Source organism: Henriciella marina DSM 19595, assembly GCF_000376805.1.
Lineage (GTDB): Bacteria > Pseudomonadota > Alphaproteobacteria > Caulobacterales > Hyphomonadaceae > Henriciella > Henriciella marina.
This window is the reverse complement of the sequence record NZ_AQXT01000002.1, coordinates 2,377,391-2,398,495: the sequence shown is the minus strand read 5'-3', so window position 1 is coordinate 2,398,495 and position 21,105 is coordinate 2,377,391. Positions and strand designations below refer to the sequence as shown.

The 21,105-nt window shown below is 60.0% G+C and carries 25 protein-coding genes; 3 read left to right on the top strand and 22 right to left on the bottom strand.

All coding sequences use genetic code 11. The annotated features are described in order from the left end of the window. Positions 1-24: 24 nt before the first annotated feature. The 7 genes from dapF to F550_RS0111840 form a co-directional block, all read right to left on the bottom strand. Positions 25-843, bottom strand: a complete 819-nt coding sequence (gene dapF / locus F550_RS0111870; RefSeq protein ID WP_018148780.1) for a diaminopimelate epimerase — start codon at positions 841-843, stop codon at positions 25-27. Between the two features lie 28 nt (positions 844-871). Next, the gene (locus F550_RS0111865) at positions 872-1,294 is read right to left on the bottom strand and encodes a hypothetical protein (protein ID WP_018148779.1); all 423 of its coding nucleotides are present in this window, start codon (positions 1,292-1,294) and stop codon (positions 872-874) included. Between the two features lie 58 nt (positions 1,295-1,352). Continuing rightward, complete coding sequence (locus F550_RS0111860) at positions 1,353-2,387, bottom strand: MaoC family dehydratase (RefSeq protein WP_018148778.1); 1,035 nt, start codon at positions 2,385-2,387, stop codon at positions 1,353-1,355. A gap of 89 nt (positions 2,388-2,476) precedes the next feature. Further along, positions 2,477-2,686: a hypothetical protein gene (locus F550_RS0111855; RefSeq protein WP_018148777.1), complete on the bottom strand. Its 210-nt coding sequence runs from the start codon at positions 2,684-2,686 to the stop codon at positions 2,477-2,479. Between the two features lie 64 nt (positions 2,687-2,750). Then, on the bottom strand, positions 2,751-3,098 hold the full coding sequence (locus F550_RS0111850; protein WP_018148776.1) for an ArsC/Spx/MgsR family protein: 348 nt from the start codon (positions 3,096-3,098) through the stop codon (positions 2,751-2,753). Between the two features lie 3 nt (positions 3,099-3,101). Continuing rightward, positions 3,102-3,989: an HpcH/HpaI aldolase/citrate lyase family protein gene (locus F550_RS0111845; protein WP_018148775.1), complete on the bottom strand. Its 888-nt coding sequence runs from the start codon at positions 3,987-3,989 to the stop codon at positions 3,102-3,104. 71 nt (positions 3,990-4,060) lie between these two features. Continuing rightward, entirely contained in the window at positions 4,061-4,564 is a 504-nt protein-coding gene (locus tag F550_RS0111840) for a DUF302 domain-containing protein (RefSeq protein WP_018148774.1), read from the bottom strand. Between the two features lie 86 nt (positions 4,565-4,650). Between F550_RS0111840 and F550_RS0111835 the strand changes: the two genes are divergently transcribed. Next, complete coding sequence (locus F550_RS0111835) at positions 4,651-5,769, top strand: serine hydrolase domain-containing protein (protein WP_018148773.1); 1,119 nt, start codon at positions 4,651-4,653, stop codon at positions 5,767-5,769. 106 nt (positions 5,770-5,875) lie between these two features. Then, entirely contained in the window at positions 5,876-6,493 is a 618-nt protein-coding gene (locus F550_RS0111830) for a LysE family translocator (protein WP_018148772.1), read from the top strand. Between the two features lie 181 nt (positions 6,494-6,674). On the opposite strand, the gene rarD is transcribed toward F550_RS0111830, so the two are convergent. The 6 genes from rarD to F550_RS0111800 all read right to left on the bottom strand — a co-directional run bounded on the left by rarD (position 6,675) and on the right by F550_RS0111800 (position 12,617). After that, positions 6,675-7,586, bottom strand: a complete 912-nt coding sequence (gene rarD / locus F550_RS0111825) for an EamA family transporter RarD (RefSeq protein ID WP_018148771.1) — start codon at positions 7,584-7,586, stop codon at positions 6,675-6,677. Between the two features lie 98 nt (positions 7,587-7,684). Further along, the gene (locus F550_RS0111820) at positions 7,685-8,392 is read right to left on the bottom strand and encodes a response regulator transcription factor (RefSeq protein ID WP_018148770.1); all 708 of its coding nucleotides are present in this window, start codon (positions 8,390-8,392) and stop codon (positions 7,685-7,687) included. 22 nt (positions 8,393-8,414) lie between these two features. Continuing rightward, a complete protein-coding gene (locus F550_RS0111815; RefSeq protein ID WP_018148769.1) occupies positions 8,415-10,220 on the bottom strand; it encodes a putative bifunctional diguanylate cyclase/phosphodiesterase in 1,806 nt (601 codons plus the stop codon). Then, positions 10,217-10,783, bottom strand: coding sequence for a GAF domain-containing protein (locus F550_RS17715; RefSeq protein ID WP_018148768.1), 567 nt, complete (start codon positions 10,781-10,783; stop codon positions 10,217-10,219). The genes F550_RS0111815 and F550_RS17715 overlap by 4 nt, the downstream gene beginning before the upstream one ends. A gap of 65 nt (positions 10,784-10,848) precedes the next feature. Further along, positions 10,849-11,079: a hypothetical protein gene (locus F550_RS0111805; protein WP_018148767.1), complete on the bottom strand. Its 231-nt coding sequence runs from the start codon at positions 11,077-11,079 to the stop codon at positions 10,849-10,851. A gap of 518 nt (positions 11,080-11,597) precedes the next feature. Beyond that, the gene (locus tag F550_RS0111800; protein ID WP_018148766.1) at positions 11,598-12,617 is read right to left on the bottom strand and encodes an aspartate-semialdehyde dehydrogenase; all 1,020 of its coding nucleotides are present in this window, start codon (positions 12,615-12,617) and stop codon (positions 11,598-11,600) included. A 197-nt stretch (positions 12,618-12,814) separates the two neighbouring features. Here F550_RS0111800 and F550_RS0111795 point away from each other — a divergent pair, with 197 nt between their 5' ends. After that, positions 12,815-13,186, top strand: a complete 372-nt coding sequence (locus tag F550_RS0111795) for a nuclear transport factor 2 family protein (RefSeq protein ID WP_018148765.1) — start codon at positions 12,815-12,817, stop codon at positions 13,184-13,186. A 28-nt stretch (positions 13,187-13,214) separates the two neighbouring features. On the opposite strand, the gene leuB is transcribed toward F550_RS0111795, so the two are convergent. The 9 genes from leuB to trmD form a co-directional block, all read right to left on the bottom strand. Continuing rightward, positions 13,215-14,270: a 3-isopropylmalate dehydrogenase gene (leuB, locus tag F550_RS0111790; RefSeq protein WP_018148764.1), complete on the bottom strand. Its 1,056-nt coding sequence runs from the start codon at positions 14,268-14,270 to the stop codon at positions 13,215-13,217. Between the two features lie 15 nt (positions 14,271-14,285). Continuing rightward, positions 14,286-14,582 (bottom strand): putative quinol monooxygenase, encoded by a 297-nt coding sequence (locus tag F550_RS0111785; protein ID WP_018148763.1) that lies wholly within the window; start codon positions 14,580-14,582, stop codon positions 14,286-14,288. 6 nt (positions 14,583-14,588) lie between these two features. Continuing rightward, positions 14,589-15,224 carry a 3-isopropylmalate dehydratase small subunit gene (leuD, locus tag F550_RS0111780; protein ID WP_018148762.1) on the bottom strand — a complete coding sequence of 212 codons (636 nt, stop codon included), beginning with the start codon at positions 15,222-15,224 and terminating at the stop codon, positions 14,589-14,591. 9 nt (positions 15,225-15,233) lie between these two features. Then, positions 15,234-16,088, bottom strand: a complete 855-nt coding sequence (locus tag F550_RS0111775) for a VOC family protein (protein WP_040500530.1) — start codon at positions 16,086-16,088, stop codon at positions 15,234-15,236. Between the two features lie 7 nt (positions 16,089-16,095). Further along, positions 16,096-16,416: a hypothetical protein gene (locus tag F550_RS0111770; protein ID WP_018148760.1), complete on the bottom strand. Its 321-nt coding sequence runs from the start codon at positions 16,414-16,416 to the stop codon at positions 16,096-16,098. A gap of 104 nt (positions 16,417-16,520) precedes the next feature. Further along, a complete protein-coding gene (leuC, locus tag F550_RS0111765; RefSeq protein ID WP_018148759.1) occupies positions 16,521-17,918 on the bottom strand; it encodes a 3-isopropylmalate dehydratase large subunit in 1,398 nt (465 codons plus the stop codon). A 152-nt stretch (positions 17,919-18,070) separates the two neighbouring features. Beyond that, entirely contained in the window at positions 18,071-19,471 is a 1,401-nt protein-coding gene (locus F550_RS0111760; RefSeq protein ID WP_156807930.1) for a hypothetical protein, read from the bottom strand. Between the two features lie 346 nt (positions 19,472-19,817). After that, the gene (gene rplS, locus F550_RS19605) at positions 19,818-20,375 is read right to left on the bottom strand and encodes a 50S ribosomal protein L19 (protein WP_018148757.1); all 558 of its coding nucleotides are present in this window, start codon (positions 20,373-20,375) and stop codon (positions 19,818-19,820) included. Then, entirely contained in the window at positions 20,362-21,090 is a 729-nt protein-coding gene (gene trmD / locus F550_RS17710; protein WP_018148756.1) for a tRNA (guanosine(37)-N1)-methyltransferase TrmD, read from the bottom strand. Before trmD ends, rplS begins: the two co-directional genes overlap by 14 nt. Positions 21,091-21,105 lie beyond the last annotated feature (15 nt).

The window sequence follows — 21,105 nt, the reverse complement described above, 5'->3', positions numbered from 1 at the left end:
CAGGATGGCCGGCCCGCACCGGGCTCAGATCTCGAAGCTCATCTCGACCTCGACCGGCCCGGTCATCATGACGTGATTATCGCTGCCACGCCATTCAATGATGAGATCGCCGCCATCCAGGATGAGTTTTGCCTTGCGGTCTGTCTTTCCGGCCCGTGCGGCGCAGACCAGTGCGGCGCACGCGCCCGTGCCACATGCCTTGGTCAGGCCGGCGCCCCGCTCCCAGACGCGAAGCCGGATCGTCTCGCGGTCGATCACCTGCGCAAAGCCGACATTTGTGCCTTCTGGAAAGAGCGGATGCCATTCAACCAGCGGCCCGATCTGCGGAATGTTATAGGCGTCGACATCTTCGACGAAGAAGACCGCATGCGGATTGCCCATGGAGACAACGGCAGGCTTTGAAAGATATGGCTTATCCATCGGGCCGATACGTACATCGACGCCGCGCACATCCATCTTTTCTTCCAGCGGGATCTCTTCCCAGCCCATGCGGGGCTCACCCATATCGACAGTAACGAGCCCGCCTGCCGCGCGCTCGCCTTTCAGAAGGTCGGCCGAGGTCCGGATGGCGACGCGGTCTGCGCCAGCCTCTTCGAGCAAGAGGTGGGCGACCGCACGTGTCCCGTTTCCGCAGGCCCCAACCTGCTCGCCAGAGGAATTCCAGATGCGCAGGAAGGCGTCGGCGGCGGGGTCAAGCTCGATGGACATGACCTGATCGGCCTTCATCTCAGCGGCAATGCTGCGGATCTTCTCTGCATCAGGCGTGAAACTGCTTTCGCGCGCATCAAAGACCGCGAACGCATTGCCGGCACCATTCATCTTCCAGACTTTCATGGCCGACATGTAGGCCCGAAACTGCGTCAGCGGAAGCTCAGACTTGCCGGGGCAGCTGATAGGCGAGGGCCCAGCCCGCGATCTGCACAATGGCGGCGGTAATAACGAGACCGTCCATCAGCGGGTGCTGCCAGAAGAAGGAGACAAGCGCGACGGCGATACAGGCCCAGTCCACACGGTCATCACTGATCAGATAGCCCGGAAAGCGGCGCTCGGATGTGATGTCGGACAGGGTGAGGCCCTGCCACATACGGTTCATCGTCGGCGGGCCGAAAACGTCCTGCAGGATGCGCGGGTCCTGAATGCCCGTCAGCTCACAGAGGAGCGCGGCATCAACAACGCCATTATCGACCTGCTGTTTGCGGGTCATTGTGCCGAGCAGGCTCGCAATGGCTGATAAGAGGATCGCAATGACTGTCGCCACGAAGGCGATGCCGTCAAAGCCGGGAACGCCGCCCATATCAGGCGCCGGCCGGTATGTTGCGTAGGGCCTGGGGGTCAGCGTGTCTCATGACGGCCTATCTGGGGATCGCTGCCCAGTAATCAAAGTCGAGCAGGACATCCGGATGGTATTTGCCGTCCTCTCCCTTAAGCGGGAAATCGCTGCAGGGGTGGTTCTTCGTCGCGACAAGCCGCAGGCGCAGCGCGCCGGTGTTGGCCGACAGCTCTGCATTGTCGAGCACTTCAGACCAGGCATAGACCGTGTCACCGGCAAAGAGCGGCCCGGCATGGGTGCCTGCATTGATGGCCAGCATCTGGGCGGCGCTTTCGAGGCCATTGAAGGACAGGGCGCGCGCAATCGAGATCACGACGCCGCCATAGATGAGGCGTTTGCCGAAGCGGCTGCCCGCCTGTGCATGCGCGTCGAAATGGACCTTGGCCGTGTTCTGGTAGAGGCGGGTGGCGGTCTGGTGCTCAGCTTCTTCAACGGTCATGCCGTCGACGTGGTCAATCTTCTCGCCAACCGCATAATCATCATAACGCCAGCTAGATCCGGCAAGCGCACTGTTCCAGTCGCTATATTCAGGCGCTGTTAGATCGCTAGCTGCGACAGCGTCGGGAAGGGCAGGAAGACTTGCCTCAGGCGCGGGACTGGATGGGTCCTTCTTGTGCACCATGACCCAGCGCACATAGGAGAGGACCGTCTCACCGCGCTGGTTCTCACCGCGCGTGCGAACCCAGACGACGCCCGTCTTGCCGTTGGAGTTTTCCTTGACGCCGATCACGTCGGAGATCGCTGTCAGCGTGTCGCCGGGATAGACGGTCTTCAGGAATTTGCCGTCACCATAGCCAAGATTGGCGACCGCATTGAGGGAGATGTCGGGCACCGTCTTGCCGAAGACAACGTGGAAGGCCAGCAGCGGATCTACCGCCAGCGCGTCAAACCCGTTGGCGGTGGCGAATGTCTCAGCCGAATAAAGCGCATGCCGGGTGCCCGTCAGCGCGCGGTAGAGGGAGATGTCGCCGGTCGAAACGGTCAGCGGGGTAGCGTGGACAAGCTCCATGCCTGGCTTGAAGTCTTCGAAATAATGGCCCGGATTTGATTTGGTCATATCGCCCTCTGAAATTCGCGAGGGCCGCGTTGACCGGTCATGCGGTCAGGTCTGGCCCCGTCAACTTATGCGGGGACCAGTTGCACCGGCTAGACCCTTGAGATCAAGGCCGGATCTTGTCCCGGAAGGAGGATGGCGAGAATTATCGCACCCACCAGAAACAGGCTGATCATCCGCGCGTCGCCGCGCCGGACGATATCCCTGAAGCCATCGGGGCCATAAGCCACGAAGTACGGCCCGAAGAAGAGGGCGGCAGCCAGGACGATAAGGACGAAAGCGGTAAGGATAAGCAGGCTCATGCCTGTGGTTAATATCGCGCCTGGCTGAACATCACGCTCTCAGAATAGATAAAATTTCATCCAATCAGGTAATATCCAGCAGCTTCTCTACCGGTCGGCCCAGCGCGGCCTTGCCATTATTGATGCCGATCGGGCGCTGGATGAGCTTCGGATTCTCCGCCATCGCGGCATAGAGCGCGTCATCATCCAGTGTCGGTGGAATGTCGAATTTCTGCGCATCCTTGTCGCGCAGAAACTCTCGCGGCGACGACGCGCCCATCTTCGCCGCGATATCCTTCAGCTCATCTACGCTGAGCGCCTCGGACTGGTTCATATACTTGCGGATCTCCGGCTCGATCCCGTTTTCCTGCAGCAGGGCGAGGCCCTTGCGTGAAGTTGAGCAGCCGGTGTGGTGGAGTAGCGTATATGTCATGGCTCAGTTTGCCTCCATCGCCTTGATCGCCTCATTAACCGCGACGATACGCTTTGCCTCTTCGAGATGCAGAAGCTCTGTCATCTTGCCATTAACCTTCAAAACGCCTTTTCCCTTGTTCGCCGGGTCGGCAAAGGCGTCGATGACGTCGCGCGCCTGCGCCACGTCTGCCTCGGTGGGGGCAAAGACCTCATTCGTGATGTCGATCTGGCTTGGATGGATCAGTGTCTTGCCGTCAAAGCCGAGCAGATTGCCCTGGCGTACCTCGGCTTCGAGGCCGTCTGAATTGGAAATGTCATTATAGACGCCATCAATGGCGACGATGTCATAGGCGCGCGCGGCGGCCAGCGTCAGGCCGAAGAAGGCCTGGAAGGCTGTGCGGTCCGGATCATTGGTGGCTCGCAGCTCCTTGGCGATATCATTGGTGCCCATGACAAACGCGTTGAGGCGCGTGCGGCCGACGGCTTCGGCAATGTCCTGAATGTTAAGAAGCGCCTTGGGCATCTCGATCATGACCCAGAGACCCAGATCATCCGGCGCGCCAGCCCGCGACAGGGCATCGTCCAGCCTGTCGACGTCGCTGCCATCGATGACTTTGGGCACCAGGATCGCGTCCGGGCCCGCTTCGACAGCCGCTTTCAGATCGTCGAGGCCCCATTCGGTATCGAGCCCGTTGATCCGGATCACGACCTCGCGCTGGCCATAGCCGCCCGCCTTCACAGCTTCGCACACCGTCTTGCGGGCCTCGAGCTTGGCATCGGGCGCGACAGCATCCTCAAGATCCAGAATTACGGCATCCGCTGCCAGCGATTTCGCCTTTTCAAGCGCGCGCGCATTTGCGCCGGGCATATAGAGACAGGATCGGCGGGGACGGTTGGCGCTGGACGGCATTGGAGGCCTCATTCTTTATGGAATTGACGGCCTCTCGATGCCTTCCCGCGTCCGGCTTGTCCAGCCTGTGATCACCCGGCTGCTTCAGCGACAATGCCGGCCAGCGTCTCTTCGATCTGAGCCGCGTTTACGCTCGCGGCCTCGACGCCATACTGACGAAGCACCGCGCTGATATCCTGACGCAGGATTTGGACGCCGTTTTCGGTTTCCAGGACGAGTATTTTCATTGGTAGCTCAAGCCCGAGCGCGGGGTTGGCCTGCATCAGCGGCGTGCCCGCTTGCGGATTGCCGAAAATGAAGAGCGCCGACGGGGCAAGCTGCATGCCGGCGCCGCGGGCACCTTCGGCATGGTCGACCTTGGCAAAGATCGTGACAGGCCGGGCCTCGAGCGCGCTCTGGAGCCGCGTCACGGTGGTTGCATAGTCATGCGCGCTGTTCTCGGCGACAAGCGCCTGAGCGGCAGGCTGGTCGGCAAGATCAGGATTGATGACGGCTTGCTGACGGGGCTCATCGGTCTGGCAGGCGCCAAGTGTGAGGGTGGCAAACGCTGCTACGGCCAGAAGTGTCTGTTTCATCTCGTCTCCTCGATTGTTATTCATTTCTCGTAACGCACGGAGCGGGCCTTACGTTCAGCCCAGTCTTCCAGATTGAGGAGCAGCCGATGAGCGAGATCAGGGGCCATGTCGCCGACGGGTTCGAGCCTGTTCGCGAAGTTTTCGAGCAGAATTTCGATGCCGGAGAAGAGCTTGGCGCAGGCTTTACCGCCATTCTGGACGGTGAAATCATCATCGACCTGCAGGGCGGTTTTGCCGACAGAAAGCGCGAGCAGGCCTGGGATGAAGAGACGCTGGTCCCCGTCTATTCGACGACGAAAGGCATATCTGCGCTCGTCATCGCGTCGATCATCGGTGAGCTGGACGAGGGTTATGAGACACAGGTCAGGGCGGTCTGGACGGAATTTGGCGCGCTCGGCAAGGAAGGCATCACGATCGGCGAGCTCCTGTCGCATCAGGCTGGCCTGGTCGGGTTCGCCGAGCCGATCGACCCAGAGCTCTGGCTCGATCCTGACGATCTCGCTGCTGCGCTGGCGGATCTTAAACCCCTGTGGGAACCGGGGACGGCGCATGGCTATCACCCGACCACATGGGGCTATCTGGCGGGAGAGATCGTCAAGCGGATTACCGGGCGTACGCTTGGTACCATCCTGCGCGAGGAGTTCTGCGCGCCTTCCGGCATCGATTTCCACATTGGCCTGGCCGACAGCGAGCATGGCCGGGTGGCCGATATCCAGCGCCCGAAAGAGCTGCCACAGCTTGGAGAGATCAATGATTACAAGAAGACGGCCTTCCTGACCAAATGGGCCTCTCCCAGTCGCGGCGGCGCAGACTGGCGGCGGATCGAGATCCCATCTGCCAATGGTCATGGTACGGCAAGATCGGTGGCAGAGCTCTACGGCATCTATGCAAATGGCGGGATGCTGGACGGGAAGCCCTTGATTCCGGACACGTCTTTTCGGGAGCTGACCCGTCGCCGTGTGCTTGGCGAGGACCTCGTCCTGCCCTTCGTGACCGAGTTTGCGGCCGGCGTCATGCGCAATAATCTGGGCATCTATGGGCCCAACCCCGAGACGCTCGCGCATTCAGGCTGGGGCGGCTCTCTTGCGCTCGGGGACCCGGACCGGCGCCTTTCTGCGGCCTATGTCATGAACAAGCAGTCGAGCTATCTTCAGGGTGATCCGCGTGCGCGGCGCCTGGTGGATGCGCTCTATGGCTGCCTGTAGGAAAGTTTTCTGCGTTTCCTGCACAAGGGAGGGTGTAGCCATGGTGTCTGGGCGGTGTCCCGGCAGTGTTTTTTTGGGCCGGTGAGGCCAGCGGGGGCAAAACGGTATGTTGAGCGAGATGAACTGGCTCGCCTTCCTGGGGGCGATGGCGCTCGTCGAAATGACGCCCGGCCCGAACATGGGATGGCTGACCGCGCTTTCGGCGCAGCAGGGCCGGCGGGTTGGCTTCATGGCCGTAGTGGGTATTACGCTTGGTCTTGGCGCACAGCTTATTCTGGCGGCGACCGGATTTTCTGCCTTCATCTCAGACAATCAGCTTGTCTACGAAATCCTGCGCTGGGCGGGGATCGGCTTCATGCTCTATCTTGCTGTTGAGGCCTGGCGGGAAACGGGTGAGGCTTCGCCCGGCAATGCAAAATCGCTAGAGGGCTTCAGGCGCGGTTTCATCGCCAATCTGCTTAACCCCAAGGCGCTCGTCTTCTATATCGCCGTAGTGACGCAGTTTGCAGGCTTTGATGGAAACATGCCGTCTGCGGCTGCGATCCTGATGCTCGGATCGATCCATATTCTGATCGCTGTTCTGGTTCATTCGGGCCTTGTGCTGGCGGGCGCGGCTTTCGGTCAGAAGTTAGCAGATTATCGCCAGTCCGTTCCGGTGAGGGCGGTGTTCGCGTTGTCACTGGTAGGGATTGCGATCTGGCTCGCTTTTTCGACGCATCGATAAGATCTGTGAAATTTCATCGATCTGCTTAAGCCCTCGGCAGCAATTCGCGCTTAGGTGTATTCTCCTCACACACGAACTGGCACCGCACTTGCTCTCTGGAACGAGAGTTGGACCTCCATCCGGCTTCATGTGGTTTTACCTTGGCCGGCTGCCTCAAAAGAGGACAGCCGGCTTTTTCTTGTCACTCGGCGAGGCGGGCGGCGCGGGCAAGACGCCTTGCCTTGCGATCGCCCAGAACGCTGTCGACGGTGAAGACGACAAGCGCCGTCCAGATCAGGCCAAAGGCAACAGCATCGACAGGCCCGAACGGCTCACGGAAAACCAGGACCGCGATCAGGAATTGCAGCGTCGGCGTCAGATATTGCATCATGCCGATTGTCGCGAGTTTCAGCCGCTTGGCCGCGAGCGCAAACAGGATGAGCGGCACGGCCGTAATGGGCCCAGCCAGCGGAATGAACCAGTCGAGCAAGGTACCATCGCCGAGCCAGCCGCCATCTGGCGTCTGCTGGAACCAGGCGAGCCAGATAAAGGCGATCGGGAAGAGAAGCGCCGTCTCGATTGCGAACCCAATACGGCTGTCGACACTGACCGTCTTGCGCACCGCACCATAAGTGGCAAAGCTGAAACAGAGAACGAGCGAGACCCAGGGCAGGCGGCCAAGTTCCCATGTCAGCACAGCCACGCCGCAAGCTGCGATGCCGATTGCGATCCATTGGGCGCGCCGCAGCGTCTCGGAGAAGAAGATCATGCCGAGTAGCACGCTGACGAGGGGATTGATGAAATAGCCAAGGCTCGCCTCGGTCACCCGCTCGGCCGACACCGCCCAGATATAAACCAGCCAGTTAATGGCGATGAGACAGGCAGAGATGGCGAGATAGCCGATCCGGCGGGGCGTCAGCGCGCGGCGCACATCCTGCCAGCGCATCGCAACTGCGATGAAGATGATCGCCGTCGGCAGGCCCCAGAGAATACGGTGCGCCAGCATCTCGACCGGGCCGACATGATCGAGCAGCCGGAAATAGAGCGGCAGTCCACCCCAGAGAAGGTAGGCGCCAAATCCGCTCAAAAGGCCAAGACGAAGCTCTGGTGTCATGCGCGGCAGTTAGTGCAGGTCGCTGGCCGGGGCCACCCGATTCTTGCCGTCAGGCTGTCGGAGATCGGCGCAAGTGAGGACTGAGCTGGCGAAGGAGCCTAATCAGACGCCATTTCTTCTATCAGCAACCTGTAACCAACACCGCGCACCGACTGGACCCGGCGGTCGCCGTCATCTCCAGCTTCTGTAATCCGGCGACGCACCCGGCCGATATAAGTTTCGAGTGACTTGTCGCCGCTGCGGCCTTCTCGCCCGAATGCTTTCATATAGAGGTCTTGCCGCGTTACGGCCCCGCCGCGGGCTCGGGCCAGAGATTCAAGCAGAGCGGACTCGGCCCCCGTCAGGGCGATGGTGGTCTTGTCGCCGCTCAGCTCGCGCGCCAGCGGGTGGAAACGGCAGTCGCCGATGTAGAGCAAGGCACCGGCGGAATGGCGAGAAGGGGCACGGCGCCCGGTAAGTCGCTGTGCGCGGGCGTGCAGCTCGCTGACGCCAACGGGCTTCATGACATAGTCGTCTGCACCGCGATTGAGGGTGTCGGCGCGAAACTTCGTGTCCCCCCACCCAGACACCATCATGACGGGAATATCCGCGATCTGCTTTATTTCCGAAAGTATGGTCGAGCCGCTCGCATCCGGAAGCTGCAGATCAAGAATGACACAATCGAAGTCGGCAAGACGCGAGGCGTAGATGTGAGGCTTTGCTTCAGAAAAGGATGTAGCTGTAACGATCCTGCTTTCAGGGTCTGGCCAATTCAGTTTGATCGTATCCAGAAGCGTCTGTTCATCATCAATGACTAAAACGCGCATACAGGCCGCCTTTAGAGATTCTCTAGCTTACTAGGCGAAGGTCATCCCTTCCTTTCTGTTCGATTATGTTGTCGTCTGCTTTGGCACCAACCGCATTCTGCAGTAACCACTGCAAAAGCTGGTCGGAATTCATGGGTCTGGCAATGCCAAATCCTTGGAGAAACTTGCAGCCGAGCGCCTGGGAAACGGCAATTTGGTCACCGCTTTCAAGGCCTTCTGCCACCAGGTCGGCATTGAACACCCGCGCTAGATTGACAATGGACACAACCGCTTGCATGGAGCGCTTGTCCTTCGCGACATCGGCGATGAGCGACCGGTCGATCTTTATGACGTCGATCGGCAGGTCGAGAAGGGCGCGCAGGTTCGAATATCCGGTGCCATAGTCATCGAGCGCAATCGTGACCCCCTCAGCCTTCAGATCCTGAATTGCCGTCCTGGCCGCCTCGAAATCAGTGATGATATCGGTTTCAGTGATCTCGACGCAGGTCCTTTCCAGGGGAATGCTCGAGCCCTTGAGAATATCTATAAAGGCTAGAACATGATCGCGGCGGCTGATCTCCTGCGGCGAGATGTTGAACGAGACGAACTGGAGCTGTCTCGACGCGAAGAGCGGGCCAAGCTCTCTGCAGGCCCTTCTAACGACACCTAGATCGAGATCGGTGAGCGCGCCGGCTCTTCCCGCAAGATCGATGAATTCGTCCGGGGCGATGCGGCCAAACTCCGGATGCTCCCAGCGCGCAAGAACTTCGACGCCATTAAAGTTTTCGCCGCGGGCAGAGATGACAGGCTGATAGGCGGCTGCGATCTCTTGCCGGCGGATGGCAAAGGCCAGATCGGTCTCAAGAATCTTGCGGCGACGGCGTCTTGCGGCGAGCGCCTTGTCAAACAGCCGGACCTGGTTCTTGCCGGCTTCCTTGGCCTCTAGCAGGGCGGCGTCGGCGTTTCGCAGAGCCGTCACGGCCGTGCCGCTTCTCAGGCTGAGCCGTGCGACGCCAGCCGATCCGGACAGGGTCAGCGCCGTTCCGCCAATGGTGACGGGACGCCAGATCCGGGCGTGCAGCGTTTCCAGACCGGCGAGAAAAGCCTCTCCGGCGGGCGCGGCGCTGCGGACGAGTATGGCGAACTCATCCCCGCCGATCCGGGCGGCACTGACGACGTCTGCAGGCGCCCTGAGGCGGCGCCCAATGGCCCGCAGCAACCTGTCACCTGTATGGTGGCCATAGGTGTCATTGACCTGCTTGAAGTCATCGAGATCGACAGTCACCAGAAATAGATTGGCGCTTTCTGCGCCTTCGCGAGCGATCTCCTTCTGAATATCTTCATCCAGACCGATCCTGTTCTTCAGGCCGGTGGGATAATCGGTATGGGCAAGACGGAGCGCGTCCTGAAGCTGGCTTTCCAGGCTACTGATCCGTCCTTCCAGACGTAGCCGCGCGGCCGAGACGCCTTTGAAAAGGCGCGCCGGGTTCAATCCTGGCGATGCCCCCAGAGGGTCTTGCGCGGGGGCGTTGCCGACGCTGTCGACGAGGACGAAGCCGGCAATGGCGGGCTGGCCGCAGCCCATCTTCACCGTGGTGAAATTAATGACGGCACTGGCGCCGCTAAAAAATTGCTGATCCTCGATCCGCGCGTCACCGAGGCTCAAAAGGTCAAGCACATGAGCCCAGCGCTTGCGGTCTTCGGGCGCAAGGAGATCGCCATATTTTCGCCCGCCGAGCCGGTGAAGTCCGGTCATCTTGTGAAAGGGGGCATTGGCTTCAAGGATGGAGCCGTCGCGGCCGATCAGGATGCAGGCACCATGGACGGCAGCTGAGAGGTTTGCCTTCATGCTGCGCCACCATGGCGGGCGCTGCTGGTTATTCTGTCGGGTGCGCCGATGTCGCTCTCGACCATCGTCGCCAGCAGGACAGCGAAATGATCAAGCATCTGCGTTTCGGCAGGGTCCAGGTGGCGCGGCTCGGTATCGAGAATGCAGAGGCTGCCAATGGCATGCCTGCGGTCAATGATCACCGGCGCGCCCGCATAGAAGCGGATATGGGGCGGTCCCAGCACAAAAGGGTTTGAAGAAAAGGGCGGTGTGATCGCGGCATCCTCGACAGCAAGTACACCGTATTGACGGATCGTATACTGACAGAAGGAAGCGGCGCGGTCGGTAACGGGGTCCTCAAGACCCTGTCTGGCAAGCAGGATCTGCTGGCCGGCGTCTATGACGGAGAAGCACGCCATGGGGGCATGGAAGAAGTCGGCAATCGTCTCGACCAGACGCTGAAAGCGCGGATCTTCTGTCTGGCTGAGGATGCCGCACGCGTGAAGCTGGTGCAGCCGCTCGCTCTCGCTGGCAAGCGGCAGGTGTGTCTCAGGTTCGGAAATGCGTGATGTCTGGAATGCCATTCTAGCCTCCTCCCGTATGAGTTGTCCGCATGCCCCAAGAAAGGGTGCAAACGGCTATGATGCCTTCAAACCTGGTCTAGCCCCCGGTTGGCGCGGTAAGCGTCGAGGGAAACTTCGTTCGGCAGCTCCCGCCGCGACGCCTTCATTGGGGCAAGCTCAATTGCACGTTGCAGATCTTCGAACTCCTCCATTGGCCGCGAAAGACATACAAACGCGGAGGTCAAAGCCGGCCGTCCCGGTATCATGTTGAATGCGCCGCCTGGGCCTTGTTCGATCTTTTTCTCGTCGTCCTGCATGAAAAACTGTCTCCACCCCTTGAGCGCGTGCCGGGCACAGGCTCCACCTGAAACAATCGTCATGAGGCGGTTTTACCTGACGAGGTGCAACCAGGAGGTAACTGGTTAGTCAAAAATAGTCATAACGCTGTGATAGAGTATTCAATACTGAAACGTGACTGGCCAGCTGGACGCTTTTTCATTCGAAACGCATCGTAAAAGTAATATTCTGAAACATTTGAAGGGCGAATTACATCGCCAGACCGCCCCGGAGAGGGGTTTGATCTGCCGGACGGGTCAACCAGAAAGCGGACAGGGGCCTCAACCCGCTCGGCCGATGCCGTTTGCGCATGTGTCGTCGCCGCGGCGGTAGCCTATTTGGAAACGCTCGTGTCGCAAGCAGACAGAGCGAGCGCGGCCAGACGGCCAGCAGCAGCGAATGATCTCGTGAAAAACCCCAGCTTTGTCAGATCCCGGAAGACCGAACAAAGCTGGGGCTTGGGTAAGCGGTCAGGAAAGCGCGCACCTGGCGCGGCAGCTTAGGCTGTCAGGACGCCGCGCTTGATCAGCTCTTCGGCGATCTGGACCGTATTGAGGGCTGCGCCCTTGCGGAGATTGTCAGCGACAACCCAGAGCGACAGGCCATGCTCGACCGTATTGTCAACACGGACGCGCGAGACGAACGTGTCCCATTCGCCCTTGCAGTCGATCGGCGTGATGTACTGGTCTTCTTCGGGATTATCGATGACCTGGACGCCATCGAAATTACGAAGCGCCTCGCGGGCCTCTTCCGGTGTGATCGCGTTCTCGAACTCTATGTTCACGGTCTCCGAGTGGCCGACAAAGACCGGCACCCGGACGCAGGTGACAGTGAGCTTGATGTTCGGATCGATCATCTTGTGGGTTTCGTTCCACATCTTGGCTTCTTCGTCCGTGTAGCCATCATCGCGGAACGAGCCGATCATCGGGATCGCGTTGAAAGCGATCTGGCGCGAATATTCCTGTGGTTCTGGCGTGTCGTTGACGAAGATGCCCTTGGTCTGGTTCCAGAGCTCATCCATGCCCGCCTTGCCCGAGCCGGACACCGACTGATAGGTCGAGACGACGCAACGCTTGATCTTTGCCGCATCGTGAAGCGGCTTCAGCGCCATGACGAGCTGGGCCGTCGAGCAGTTCGGATTGGCGATGATGTTCTTCTTGGCATAGCCGAGCACGTCTTCGCCGTTCACTTCCGGCACGACGAGCGGCACGTCCGGGTCCATCCGCCAGGCAGAAGAGTTGTCGATGACAATCGCGCCCTGCTTGCCGATCTTCTCTGACCATTCCTTTGACAGCGCGCCGCCGGCAGACATCAGGACGACATCGACCTTTGAGAAGTCGAAGTCGTCGAGGACCTGGCATTTCAGCGTCTTGTCGCCATAGCTGACTTCGCGGCCCTTCGAGCGGCGTGAGGCGAGGGCGTAGACTTCAGCGGCGGGGAAATCGCGCTCGTCCATGATGTTGAGAAGTTCGCGGCCCACATTCCCTGTGGCGCCAACAATTGCGACTTTGATAGCCATTATATTTCCTTTCGCGGCAACCCGCTCATTTAACGACAAGCGGGCATTCGTCCAATGGGGTGATCGCCAGCCGGACGGTTCACAGGATTTCCAAGGAAAGAGCGCCGCGCCAGCCTTGATTTGAACCCCATGTAATGCAGGACTGAGGCGGATTCAGGGTGGGAACTGCAATCATTTAAGGCCCGAGAGGTAACACCGTGATCGAAGACATGATCACCAAATACATAAAGAGCTATAATTCGCGCGACATCGAAGGGATGCTGGACTGCGTCACAGAAGACGTTGTCTTCGAGAATATCTCAAATCATGGGCAGACCATGACGTTCGAGGGCCGCGACAAGATGCGCGAGGTCGCCGAGCTTTCCGGTCGCGCTTTCTCCTATCGGCGCCAGAAGCTGGTCAGTCTTGTCATCGGGCAGGGCAAGGCGGCCGCCGAGGTCGAGTTTGAGGGCAAGGCCGCTGTGGATCTGCCAAACGGACGCAAGGCCGGAGAGACGATCAAGATCCGCGGCGCGAGCTTTTTCGAGTTTCGCGGCCAACTGATGAGCCGGGTCGCTGATTATAGTTGAGGCGGTTGCAGCTAGCCGGGCTCTTGTTCTAGAGACAATCAATGATCGCGTCGGCCATTGCGGTGGTCGAGAGGGTGCCGCCGAGATCGCTCGTGCGCGCGCCCGCCTCGAGCGCCCTGGCGACAGCGCCCATGACGCGGTCCGCCGCATCCGGCCTCGCCAGTGACCAGCGAAGCGCCATCTCCAGCGACAGGATAGCCGCGCATGGGTTGGCGATGCCCTTGCCGGCAATGTCGGGCGCTGAGCCATGGACCGGTTCAAAGAGGCCCGGCGTGCCTTCGGTGCCGAGGCTGGCAGAGGGCAGCATGCCGATCGAGCCGGTCAGCATGGCCGCCGCATCGGAGAGAAGATCGCCGAAAAGGTTGTCGGCGAGGATGACATCGAACTGTTTGGGTTCGCGGACGAGCTCCATCGCGCAGGAATCGGCAAGCATATGAGAAAGCTCAACGCCTTCTCCATGCGTCTGGTGGACTGTGGTGACCTCATCGCGCCAGAATTGACCGCTCTCCATGACATTGGCCTTGTCGACCGAGCAGACGCGTCCGTCCCGCCCTCGAGCGATTTCAAGCGCGACACGGGCGACGCGTTCGATCTCAGGGGCCGTATAGACAGACGTATCATAGCCGCGGCGATTGCCGTTCTCATCGGTGTCGACGCCGCGCGGCTGCCCGAAATAAACCCCTGAGGTCAGCTCACGAACGATCATGATGTCGAGACCTTCGACGCGGTCGCGCTTCAGGCTGGACGCATCGACCAGAGAGCTGAAACAGTAGGCAGGACGAAGATTGGCGAAGACGTCGAGCCCTTTGCGAAGCCCGAGAAGCCCGGCCTCAGGCCTGTTTTGACGCGCAACTCCCTGCCATTTGGGTCCGCCGACCGCACCGAGCAGAATCGCGTCAGCCTTGCTGGCCCGCTCAAGGGTCTCATCGGTCAGAGGAACGCCGTGCCGGTCAATCGATGCGCCGCCGACAAGCGCCTCTTCGACGGCAATGTCCGGCGCCACAAGCTGGCAGATTCGCAGAGCTTCTGCGATAACTTCAGGGCCGATCCCGTCGCCGGGGAGGAGTAGCAGGGTCTGTTTCATGGATTACGCTTTGATCTAGATCGTTTCTGGGTCAGCTTCATAGAGCCGCAATGAGCGGTCCTGAATATTCAGTGACGGCCAGACGGCGCGCCATGCCGCCATGTGCGGCGTCTGGAAATGGGCTTTCAGACTGTCTCTGTCCTGCCAGCGTTCGCTGACCCGGATGAGGCCGTTATCCATCAGGTCGAACGCATAGGCGTAATCGATGCATCCCGGTTCGGCCCGACTGGCCAGTACCATCTTTTCCATGGCCGGTTTGGCCCTATCAAGATGAGCAGGATCAATCCGCACAGTCCCTTCAATAACGACCATACCTGCTTATCCGTTCGCCCGGCCTTGCAGCCAGGGTGTTTCGTGGGCACGTCGCGCTTCGAAGGCATCGATTGTTTCACCGGCCATCAGGGTTTCACCGATGTCGTCAAGTCCTTGAAGTAGACTTTGCTTGCGGCCTGGTTCAATGTTGAAGCGGATTTCCGCGCCTTCAGGGGTGGTAATCGTCTGGCGCTCAAGGTCGATCGTGAACCGATGATTTGCCCCGCCCGCCTGCTCTGCGAGCGCCTCACAAATTTCTGGCGCGAGGGCGATCGGAAGGATGCCATTCTTGAAGCAGTTATTGTGGAAGATATCGGCGAAGGAAGGGGCGATGACGCAGGTTATGCCCTGATCCAGCAGCGCCCAGGGGGCGTGTTCTCGTGAAGACCCGCAGCCAAAATTGTCCCCGGCGATCAGGATGCCGGCATGGCGATGCTGCGGCTTGTTCAGAACGAAATCTGGATCCGGGCTGCCATCGGCCTTTGTCTTGAGTTCAAAGAACAGACCCTCGGCGAGGCCCTCGCGCTGGGTGGTCTTCAGGAACTGTTTCGGGATGATCATGTCCGTATCGACATTGGCCATCAGCCGCCCATTATCGGTCAAGGCTGCGGCGGTCGAAGAGAGGGTGGTGAAGGCTTTCATATAGGTCTTCTAGTCGCGGGAATGCGCGATGAACAGGGTGGGGACGCCAAGCGTGCCGCTTTTTACCGTAAAGACCTCTGTGCCGGGTTTTCGGCCCATACGGATTTTCGAGATTTCCAGGCCGGAGTCCGACAGGCGTTCATGGGCCGCCGTAATGTCGGCCACTGTCCAGGTCAGACCCCAGACGTGGTCACTGGCGTCAGGGTCTTGGTCCTCATCCAGACGATTGATGATTTCCAGTGTCAGACCCCCAAGCCGGAAGAAGAGAAAGCGCGTCTTCCATTGTTCAGCTGTCCGGTCCAGGCGGAGGTCCAGGCCAAGACGGGCGCCATAGGTGGCGGCGGCGCGCTCAGGGCTGGGAGTGTTGATAACAATGTGATCCAGAGAGTGGACGCAGGAGGCATCGGCAGCAATGGGCTTTGGCTTGTCGGCTGGCTGGATGATAAATGTCTTGATGCCGGACATCGCCTCATCGCTGCAGCGGAAGCGTTGCCAGTAGCGGGTCCCGCGCCTGTTCAGATCGGTGCTGTTGCCCGGCTGGATGGCATCAGGCGACAGGCCGCGCCGGGTCAACAGCCGGTGCGTCGAGGCAATGTCATCTGTGCGATAGGCGAGGCTGGTAAGCACCGCGCCGCTGGCCGACAACTCTCGCAATCTAGGTGCCGCGCCCTCATTGCCATCGGGCGCCATGAGCTCCAGCGCTGTATTATCGACCCGAAAGAGCACGCTGGCTGCGCCGCCAGAGGATGCGCGCCAGTCTGGCGCGCGTCCTAGAAGCGTTTCGTAAGCCGCAGTTGCGGCCTCTATATCTGGGCAGACCAACACAATGTGATCGAGCGCAGATAAGAGGCCGTTACCAGTCAAACCGCTTTTACTCCCCGACGGCGATGATGGTTGCGGTGCCGCTGGCGCCATTTGCGCCGGTATAGGCGGAGGTGTCGCCGACCTCGGTGCCGGGGGACGCGAAGGTGATGCATCCATTATAGGTTTCGCTGGCGACGCACATTTCGGCGGTGGCTTCGTCGTACGTGTACGTCCCTTCGCCAGCGGCCGATTTCAGGGTGCCGTCATCATAAAGCATGACTTCCTGATCGTTGCCGGTGTCACTATCGAATTTCAGTGTCATCGAGTCGGCAAAGGCGGCACTTGCGGACAGGGCTGCAATGGTAAGGCTGATTGCCAGGCGTTTCATGGGTGTCCCCCCTAATGAGTTTTCTGAAGTACTCTATTAACCATTGGAGTAAGCAGGCTTTAGGGAGAGGGCAAGCAGAAGCGAGTCCGCCTTGTCCTGGTCCGCTATCCTATCACGCCAGTGATCGCGGCGCGGGCGGCGAGGGTCGGGCTCATCAGATGGGTGCGGCCACCACGGCCCTGGCGGCCTTCGAAGTTACGGTTCGAGGTGGATGCGCAGCGCTCGCCCGGGGCAAGGATGTCCGGGTTCATGCCGAGGCACATGGAGCAACCGGGCTCTCTCCACTCAAACCCGGCGTCGGTGAAGACCTTGTCGAGGCCTTCGGCTTCGGCCTGCGCCCGGACAAGTCCAGACCCTGGAACCACCATGGCGCGGACAGTGTCGGCGACTTGAGCGCCAGACGCGATCTCAGCGGCGGCGCGCAGATCTTCGATGCGGGAGTTCGTGCACGAGCCGATAAACACGCGCTGCACCGGTGTGCCGGAAATTGGCGCGCCGGGGGCAAGGTCCATATAGTGGAGTGCACGCTCAATGGAGGCTTTTCGGGCTGGATCTGTAATAGTGGCGGGGTCCGGCACATTCCCTGAGAGCGGGATGGCCTGTTCAGGACTGGTGCCCCAGGTTACGGTTGGCTCTACGTCCTCGGCGCGGATTTCCACGACCCGGTCCCAATTGGCATCCGCGTCAGAGTAGAGCGTGCGCCAATAGGCTTCAGCGGCTTCCCAGGCCCCAGCCTCTGGTGCGGCGGGCCGGCCCTTCATATAGGCGAAAGTTGTTTCGTCGGGCGCGATCAGACCTGCGCGCGCGCCGCCTTCGATGGAGAGATTACAGAGCGTCATCCGCCCCTCCATGGACAAGGCGCGGATCGCCTCGCCGCGATATTCCATGACGTGGCCTGTGCCGCCGGCCGTGCCGATGACGGCGATCAGATGGAGGGCAAGATCCTTGGCGGTGACGCCCTCGCGAAGCTTGCCGCTGACTTCTATGGCCATGTTGCGCGATTTCTGGGTGCGCAGGGTTTGTGTCGCGAGGACGTGTTCGACCTCAGATGTGCCAATGCCATGGGCGAGGGCGCCAAACGCGCCATGCGTCGAGGTGTGGCTGTCGCCGCAGACAATTGTCATGCCGGGCTGGGTGCGCCCCTGTTCGGGTCCGACCACATGGACGATCCCGTTGCGTAGATCGCCCATTGGAAAGAATTCGATGCCGTGTTCGGCAACATTCCGGCTGAGGGCAGAGAGCTGGTTGCGGGCAGCCTCGTCCGTGACGCCCTCAAGGCCTGCGGACTGGTTCTCGGTCGGCGTGTTGTGATCTGCCACAGCGAGGGTCAGTTCAGGACGGCGCACACGGCGTCCATTGGCCTTCAGGCCGGAGAAAGCTTGAGGTGTGGTGACCTCATGGATGAGATGAAGGTCGATATAGATGAGGGAATCGCCGCTCGCCGCATCGGTGTGAACGAGATGGGCGTCCCAGATCTTGTCGTAAAGCGTCTTGCCGGACATGGATTTGAGGCCTCCTGCTGCAGCGCGAAAAGACCACGCGAAGCCCTTTCTGACAAGACGGCCGGAGCCGCCAGAGCCAAGTGCCGCGACGAAAAGAAAAGGGCCGGCTCATCGAGCCGGCCCCTATCGGTGTCTTTGGTGTCAGGCTTGTCCTAGCAAGGGCAACCTGGGCCAACGTTCAGGACCACCAGGGAAGCACGCTGGGTCTCGTAGCGGGTCGGAGCGACAACTTGCTCAACCTGCGAACGGACGCGGCGATATTCTACCGGCTGGATGATGCGACGCTCGACCGGCTGGACCACGTTACGCTGGGTGACCGCTTCGAAGTAGGACTCTGTGTACTCTTCGCGATATTCCTCAGTGACCTGTGGGATGTAATTCACCTGGGTCTCTGGGATGGGCTCAGCTTCAACACGGCTCGGAAGATACTCTTCCTGATAGATGGTGTCGCGGACGATCGTTTCAGTCTGCGGGCGAAGAACGCGGCGCTCAACCGGCTGGATCGTGGTGACAACGACCGGGGTAACCACGTTGCGGGTAACCTGATCGACATAGACGTCTTCAACTTCGAGAACCGTACGCTCAGTGACCTGCGGAACAACCTGTTCGACGATCTGCGGGGCCTCTTCGGTTTCGACGCGGACCGGCAGACGCTCTTCTTCGTAGCGCGTTGCGGCGGTCACGGTTTCAGTCGTACCGCGAAGGATGCGGCGCTCAACTGGTTGAACCATGGTGCGAACGACCGGCTGATACACATCGCGGCGGGTCACAGCGTCGACATAGGTCTCGGTGACTTCTTCACGGGTCGTGTCGACGAAATCCTCGACAACATTCTCGACGACTTGCGGAACCTGGTCCTGTTCGACGCGAACTGGTGCGCGGACCGTTTCGTAACGCGTGTCGGCGGTGACTGTTTCAGTCCGTGGACGCGTGATGCGGCGCTGAACTGGAACAATCGTGGTGCGTTCGATCGGCTGAGTGATCTCACGGCGTGTCACGACGTCGTAATAGGTCTCAGTTGCTTCTTCGACATACTCTTCAGTGACGTCTGTTGTGACGTTCTCCTGAACGGCAGGAACGTCGTCCTGCTCAACACGGACCGGAAGGTATTCTTCTTCGTAGACGGTGTCTTCGGTGAATTCCTCAACCCGCGGACGAACGACACGGCGTTCAATCGGCTGGATCAGGACACGTTCGATTGGCTGAACGATCTCGCGGCGGGTGACGGCATCAAAATATGTCGTCGTTTCCTCGATCTCGGTCTGCTCGGTGACGCGCTCTTCAACGTTCTCACAGCAAAGGACGCTGTCGATCGCTTGCTGCTCGCCGCCGAGATAGCGCACATCGGCGCCTCCGGACGTGCCACTGCGCTGGATAATCTCACGAACCTGCGCATCGGTAAGGACACGCTCATCGGTTGCTGAACCACTTGAAGAGTACTGCTCTCCAACCGCTTCGTTATCCCAGGTACCCATTTCACCATCGGCGTGGGCAGTTAGGGGGAGTGCAGCCAAGGCAACGACACCCACCATAAGTTTCTTGCTAAGTTTCATTCCACCTTCCCCAATTCTGACCCCACCGGCCAACTAAAGGACTTAAATAAAGTTGCCCGAACGCCCTCGGGAACATTGTTAATACACTGTTAAGAACAGTGCTGCTCATTTCGTATACGAAACGGTAATCTTGAAACCAACTAGATTCCCTTCGCACGCGAGCAAGTCCTTGAAAATGCCTGTCCCATAGGGGGAAATGACCGCAATCGAGGCTGCTCAACCACCTACTTTGCAAGCCTCGTGCCGTGACAGGACGGGGCTCATCCCCGAAAGTGTTGCCCCCAGAACACAAAAACCCCGCAACTTTCGTTGCGGGGTCCTAAAACGACATGTTTTCGTCGAATTTCTATTCTTCGCTTGCGCCTTCGTCGGCAGCTGCCTCGTTTTCGGCCGCTGCGGCTTCGGCTTCAGCCGCTTTACGCTTGGCTTCGTCCTGGGCGGCGCGATCCTTGGCGGCCTGTTCACGGCGGGCAGCTTTCTGCTCAACGCGCTGACGCTTGCGCTCGGTCTTGGACACGGTGACTTCCGTCGTCTCCATGCCGTGGCCGGACGTACGCTCGGCGATACGGGCCGACTTGCCGCGCAGATTGCGCAGATAGTAAAGCTTGGCGCGGCGAACGCGGCCCTTGCGCTTGACTTCAATGCTCTCGATCATCGGCGAGACGACCGGGAAAACGCGCTCGACACCTTCACCGAAGGAAATCTTGCGGACCGTGAAGTTCTCATTCACGCCTTTGCCGGCGCGTGCGATGCAGACGCCTTCAAAACGCTGGACCCGCTCACGGTCACCTTCGCGAATGCGCACATTCACGGATACGGTGTCACCGGGGGAAAAACTCGGGATCTCTTTGCCTGAAGTGACGCGGGCCACTTCTTCAGCTTCGAGCTGCTCAATCATGTTCATCGTCCGTCTCCGACGCTCGTATTCTTTGCCCGTTGAGGTAAGCGGCCCATAAATCGGGACGGCGCTCCTCTGTCAACAGTTTACTGCGGTTGAGCCGCCATTGGTCGACCTTTTCATGATCGCCCGATAACAGCACGTCCGGGGTCGTCTGGTTTTCCCAGATCCGGGGCAGCGTATACTGTGGATATTCCAGTAATCCTGCAGAGAAACTCTCATCCTCGATAGAGGTTTCGTTTCCGGCAACACCCGGCAGCAGGCGCACTGTGGCTTCTATAATAGCCTGGGCTGCGGCCTCTCCTCCTGCGAGGACAAAGTCACCGAGAGACACCTCTCTCATGCCGCGCCCGGAGATGACCCTTTCATCGAGCCCTTCAAAGCGGCCGCAGAAGCAGATGAGGCCGGGACCGGCTGCAAACTCCTGCGCCAGGGCCTGGCTGAAGGGTTCGCCGCGTGGGCTGAGATAGATGAGCTCGCGTCCGCCCCGTTCGATGCTGTCGATGGCAGCGGCGGCGACATCGGGCCGGATGACGAGGCCCGCGCCCCCGCCGGCCGGCTTGTCATCAACCTGTCTGTGCTTGCCCAGACCAAAGCCGCGAAGGTCAGCCGTTTCGAGCGACCAGATACCCTTCTCGCGCGCGCGCCCGAGTATAGAGACATCCAGCAGACCGGGAAACGCGTCCGGAAAGAGCGTGATAACCGAAACATTGAATGACATCAGGTTCGCCTTTCA

Coding starts and splice junctions, on each gene's coding strand:
- dapF (WP_018148780.1), bottom strand. CDS start 843: ATGTCGGCCATGAAAGTCTGGAAGATGAATGGTGCCGGCAATGCGTTC.
- F550_RS0111865 (WP_018148779.1), bottom strand. CDS start 1,294: ATGGGCGGCGTTCCCGGCTTTGACGGCATCGCCTTCGTGGCGACAGTC.
- F550_RS0111860 (WP_018148778.1), bottom strand. CDS start 2,387: ATGACCAAATCAAATCCGGGCCATTATTTCGAAGACTTCAAGCCAGGC.
- F550_RS0111855 (WP_018148777.1), bottom strand. CDS start 2,686: ATGAGCCTGCTTATCCTTACCGCTTTCGTCCTTATCGTCCTGGCTGCC.
- F550_RS0111850 (WP_018148776.1), bottom strand. CDS start 3,098: ATGACATATACGCTACTCCACCACACCGGCTGCTCAACTTCACGCAAG.
- F550_RS0111845 (WP_018148775.1), bottom strand. CDS start 3,989: ATGCCGTCCAGCGCCAACCGTCCCCGCCGATCCTGTCTCTATATGCCC.
- F550_RS0111840 (WP_018148774.1), bottom strand. CDS start 4,564: ATGAAACAGACACTTCTGGCCGTAGCAGCGTTTGCCACCCTCACACTT.
- F550_RS0111835 (WP_018148773.1), top strand. CDS start 4,651: ATGAGCGAGATCAGGGGCCATGTCGCCGACGGGTTCGAGCCTGTTCGC.
- F550_RS0111830 (WP_018148772.1), top strand. CDS start 5,876: ATGTTGAGCGAGATGAACTGGCTCGCCTTCCTGGGGGCGATGGCGCTC.
- rarD (WP_018148771.1), bottom strand. CDS start 7,586: ATGACACCAGAGCTTCGTCTTGGCCTTTTGAGCGGATTTGGCGCCTAC.
- F550_RS0111820 (WP_018148770.1), bottom strand. CDS start 8,392: ATGCGCGTTTTAGTCATTGATGATGAACAGACGCTTCTGGATACGATC.
- F550_RS0111815 (WP_018148769.1), bottom strand. CDS start 10,220: ATGAAGGCAAACCTCTCAGCTGCCGTCCATGGTGCCTGCATCCTGATC.
- F550_RS17715 (WP_018148768.1), bottom strand. CDS start 10,783: ATGGCATTCCAGACATCACGCATTTCCGAACCTGAGACACACCTGCCG.
- F550_RS0111805 (WP_018148767.1), bottom strand. CDS start 11,079: ATGCAGGACGACGAGAAAAAGATCGAACAAGGCCCAGGCGGCGCATTC.
- F550_RS0111800 (WP_018148766.1), bottom strand. CDS start 12,617: ATGGCTATCAAAGTCGCAATTGTTGGCGCCACAGGGAATGTGGGCCGC.
- leuB (WP_018148764.1), bottom strand. CDS start 14,270: ATGAAACAGACCCTGCTACTCCTCCCCGGCGACGGGATCGGCCCTGAA.
- F550_RS0111785 (WP_018148763.1), bottom strand. CDS start 14,582: ATGGTCGTTATTGAAGGGACTGTGCGGATTGATCCTGCTCATCTTGAT.
- leuD (WP_018148762.1), bottom strand. CDS start 15,224: ATGAAAGCCTTCACCACCCTCTCTTCGACCGCCGCAGCCTTGACCGAT.
- F550_RS0111770 (WP_018148760.1), bottom strand. CDS start 16,416: ATGAAACGCCTGGCAATCAGCCTTACCATTGCAGCCCTGTCCGCAAGT.
- leuC (WP_018148759.1), bottom strand. CDS start 17,918: ATGTCCGGCAAGACGCTTTACGACAAGATCTGGGACGCCCATCTCGTT.
- F550_RS0111760 (WP_156807930.1), bottom strand. CDS start 19,471: ATGAAACTTAGCAAGAAACTTATGGTGGGTGTCGTTGCCTTGGCTGCA.
- rplS (WP_018148757.1), bottom strand. CDS start 20,375: ATGAACATGATTGAGCAGCTCGAAGCTGAAGAAGTGGCCCGCGTCACT.
- trmD (WP_018148756.1), bottom strand. CDS start 21,090: ATGTCATTCAATGTTTCGGTTATCACGCTCTTTCCGGACGCGTTTCCC.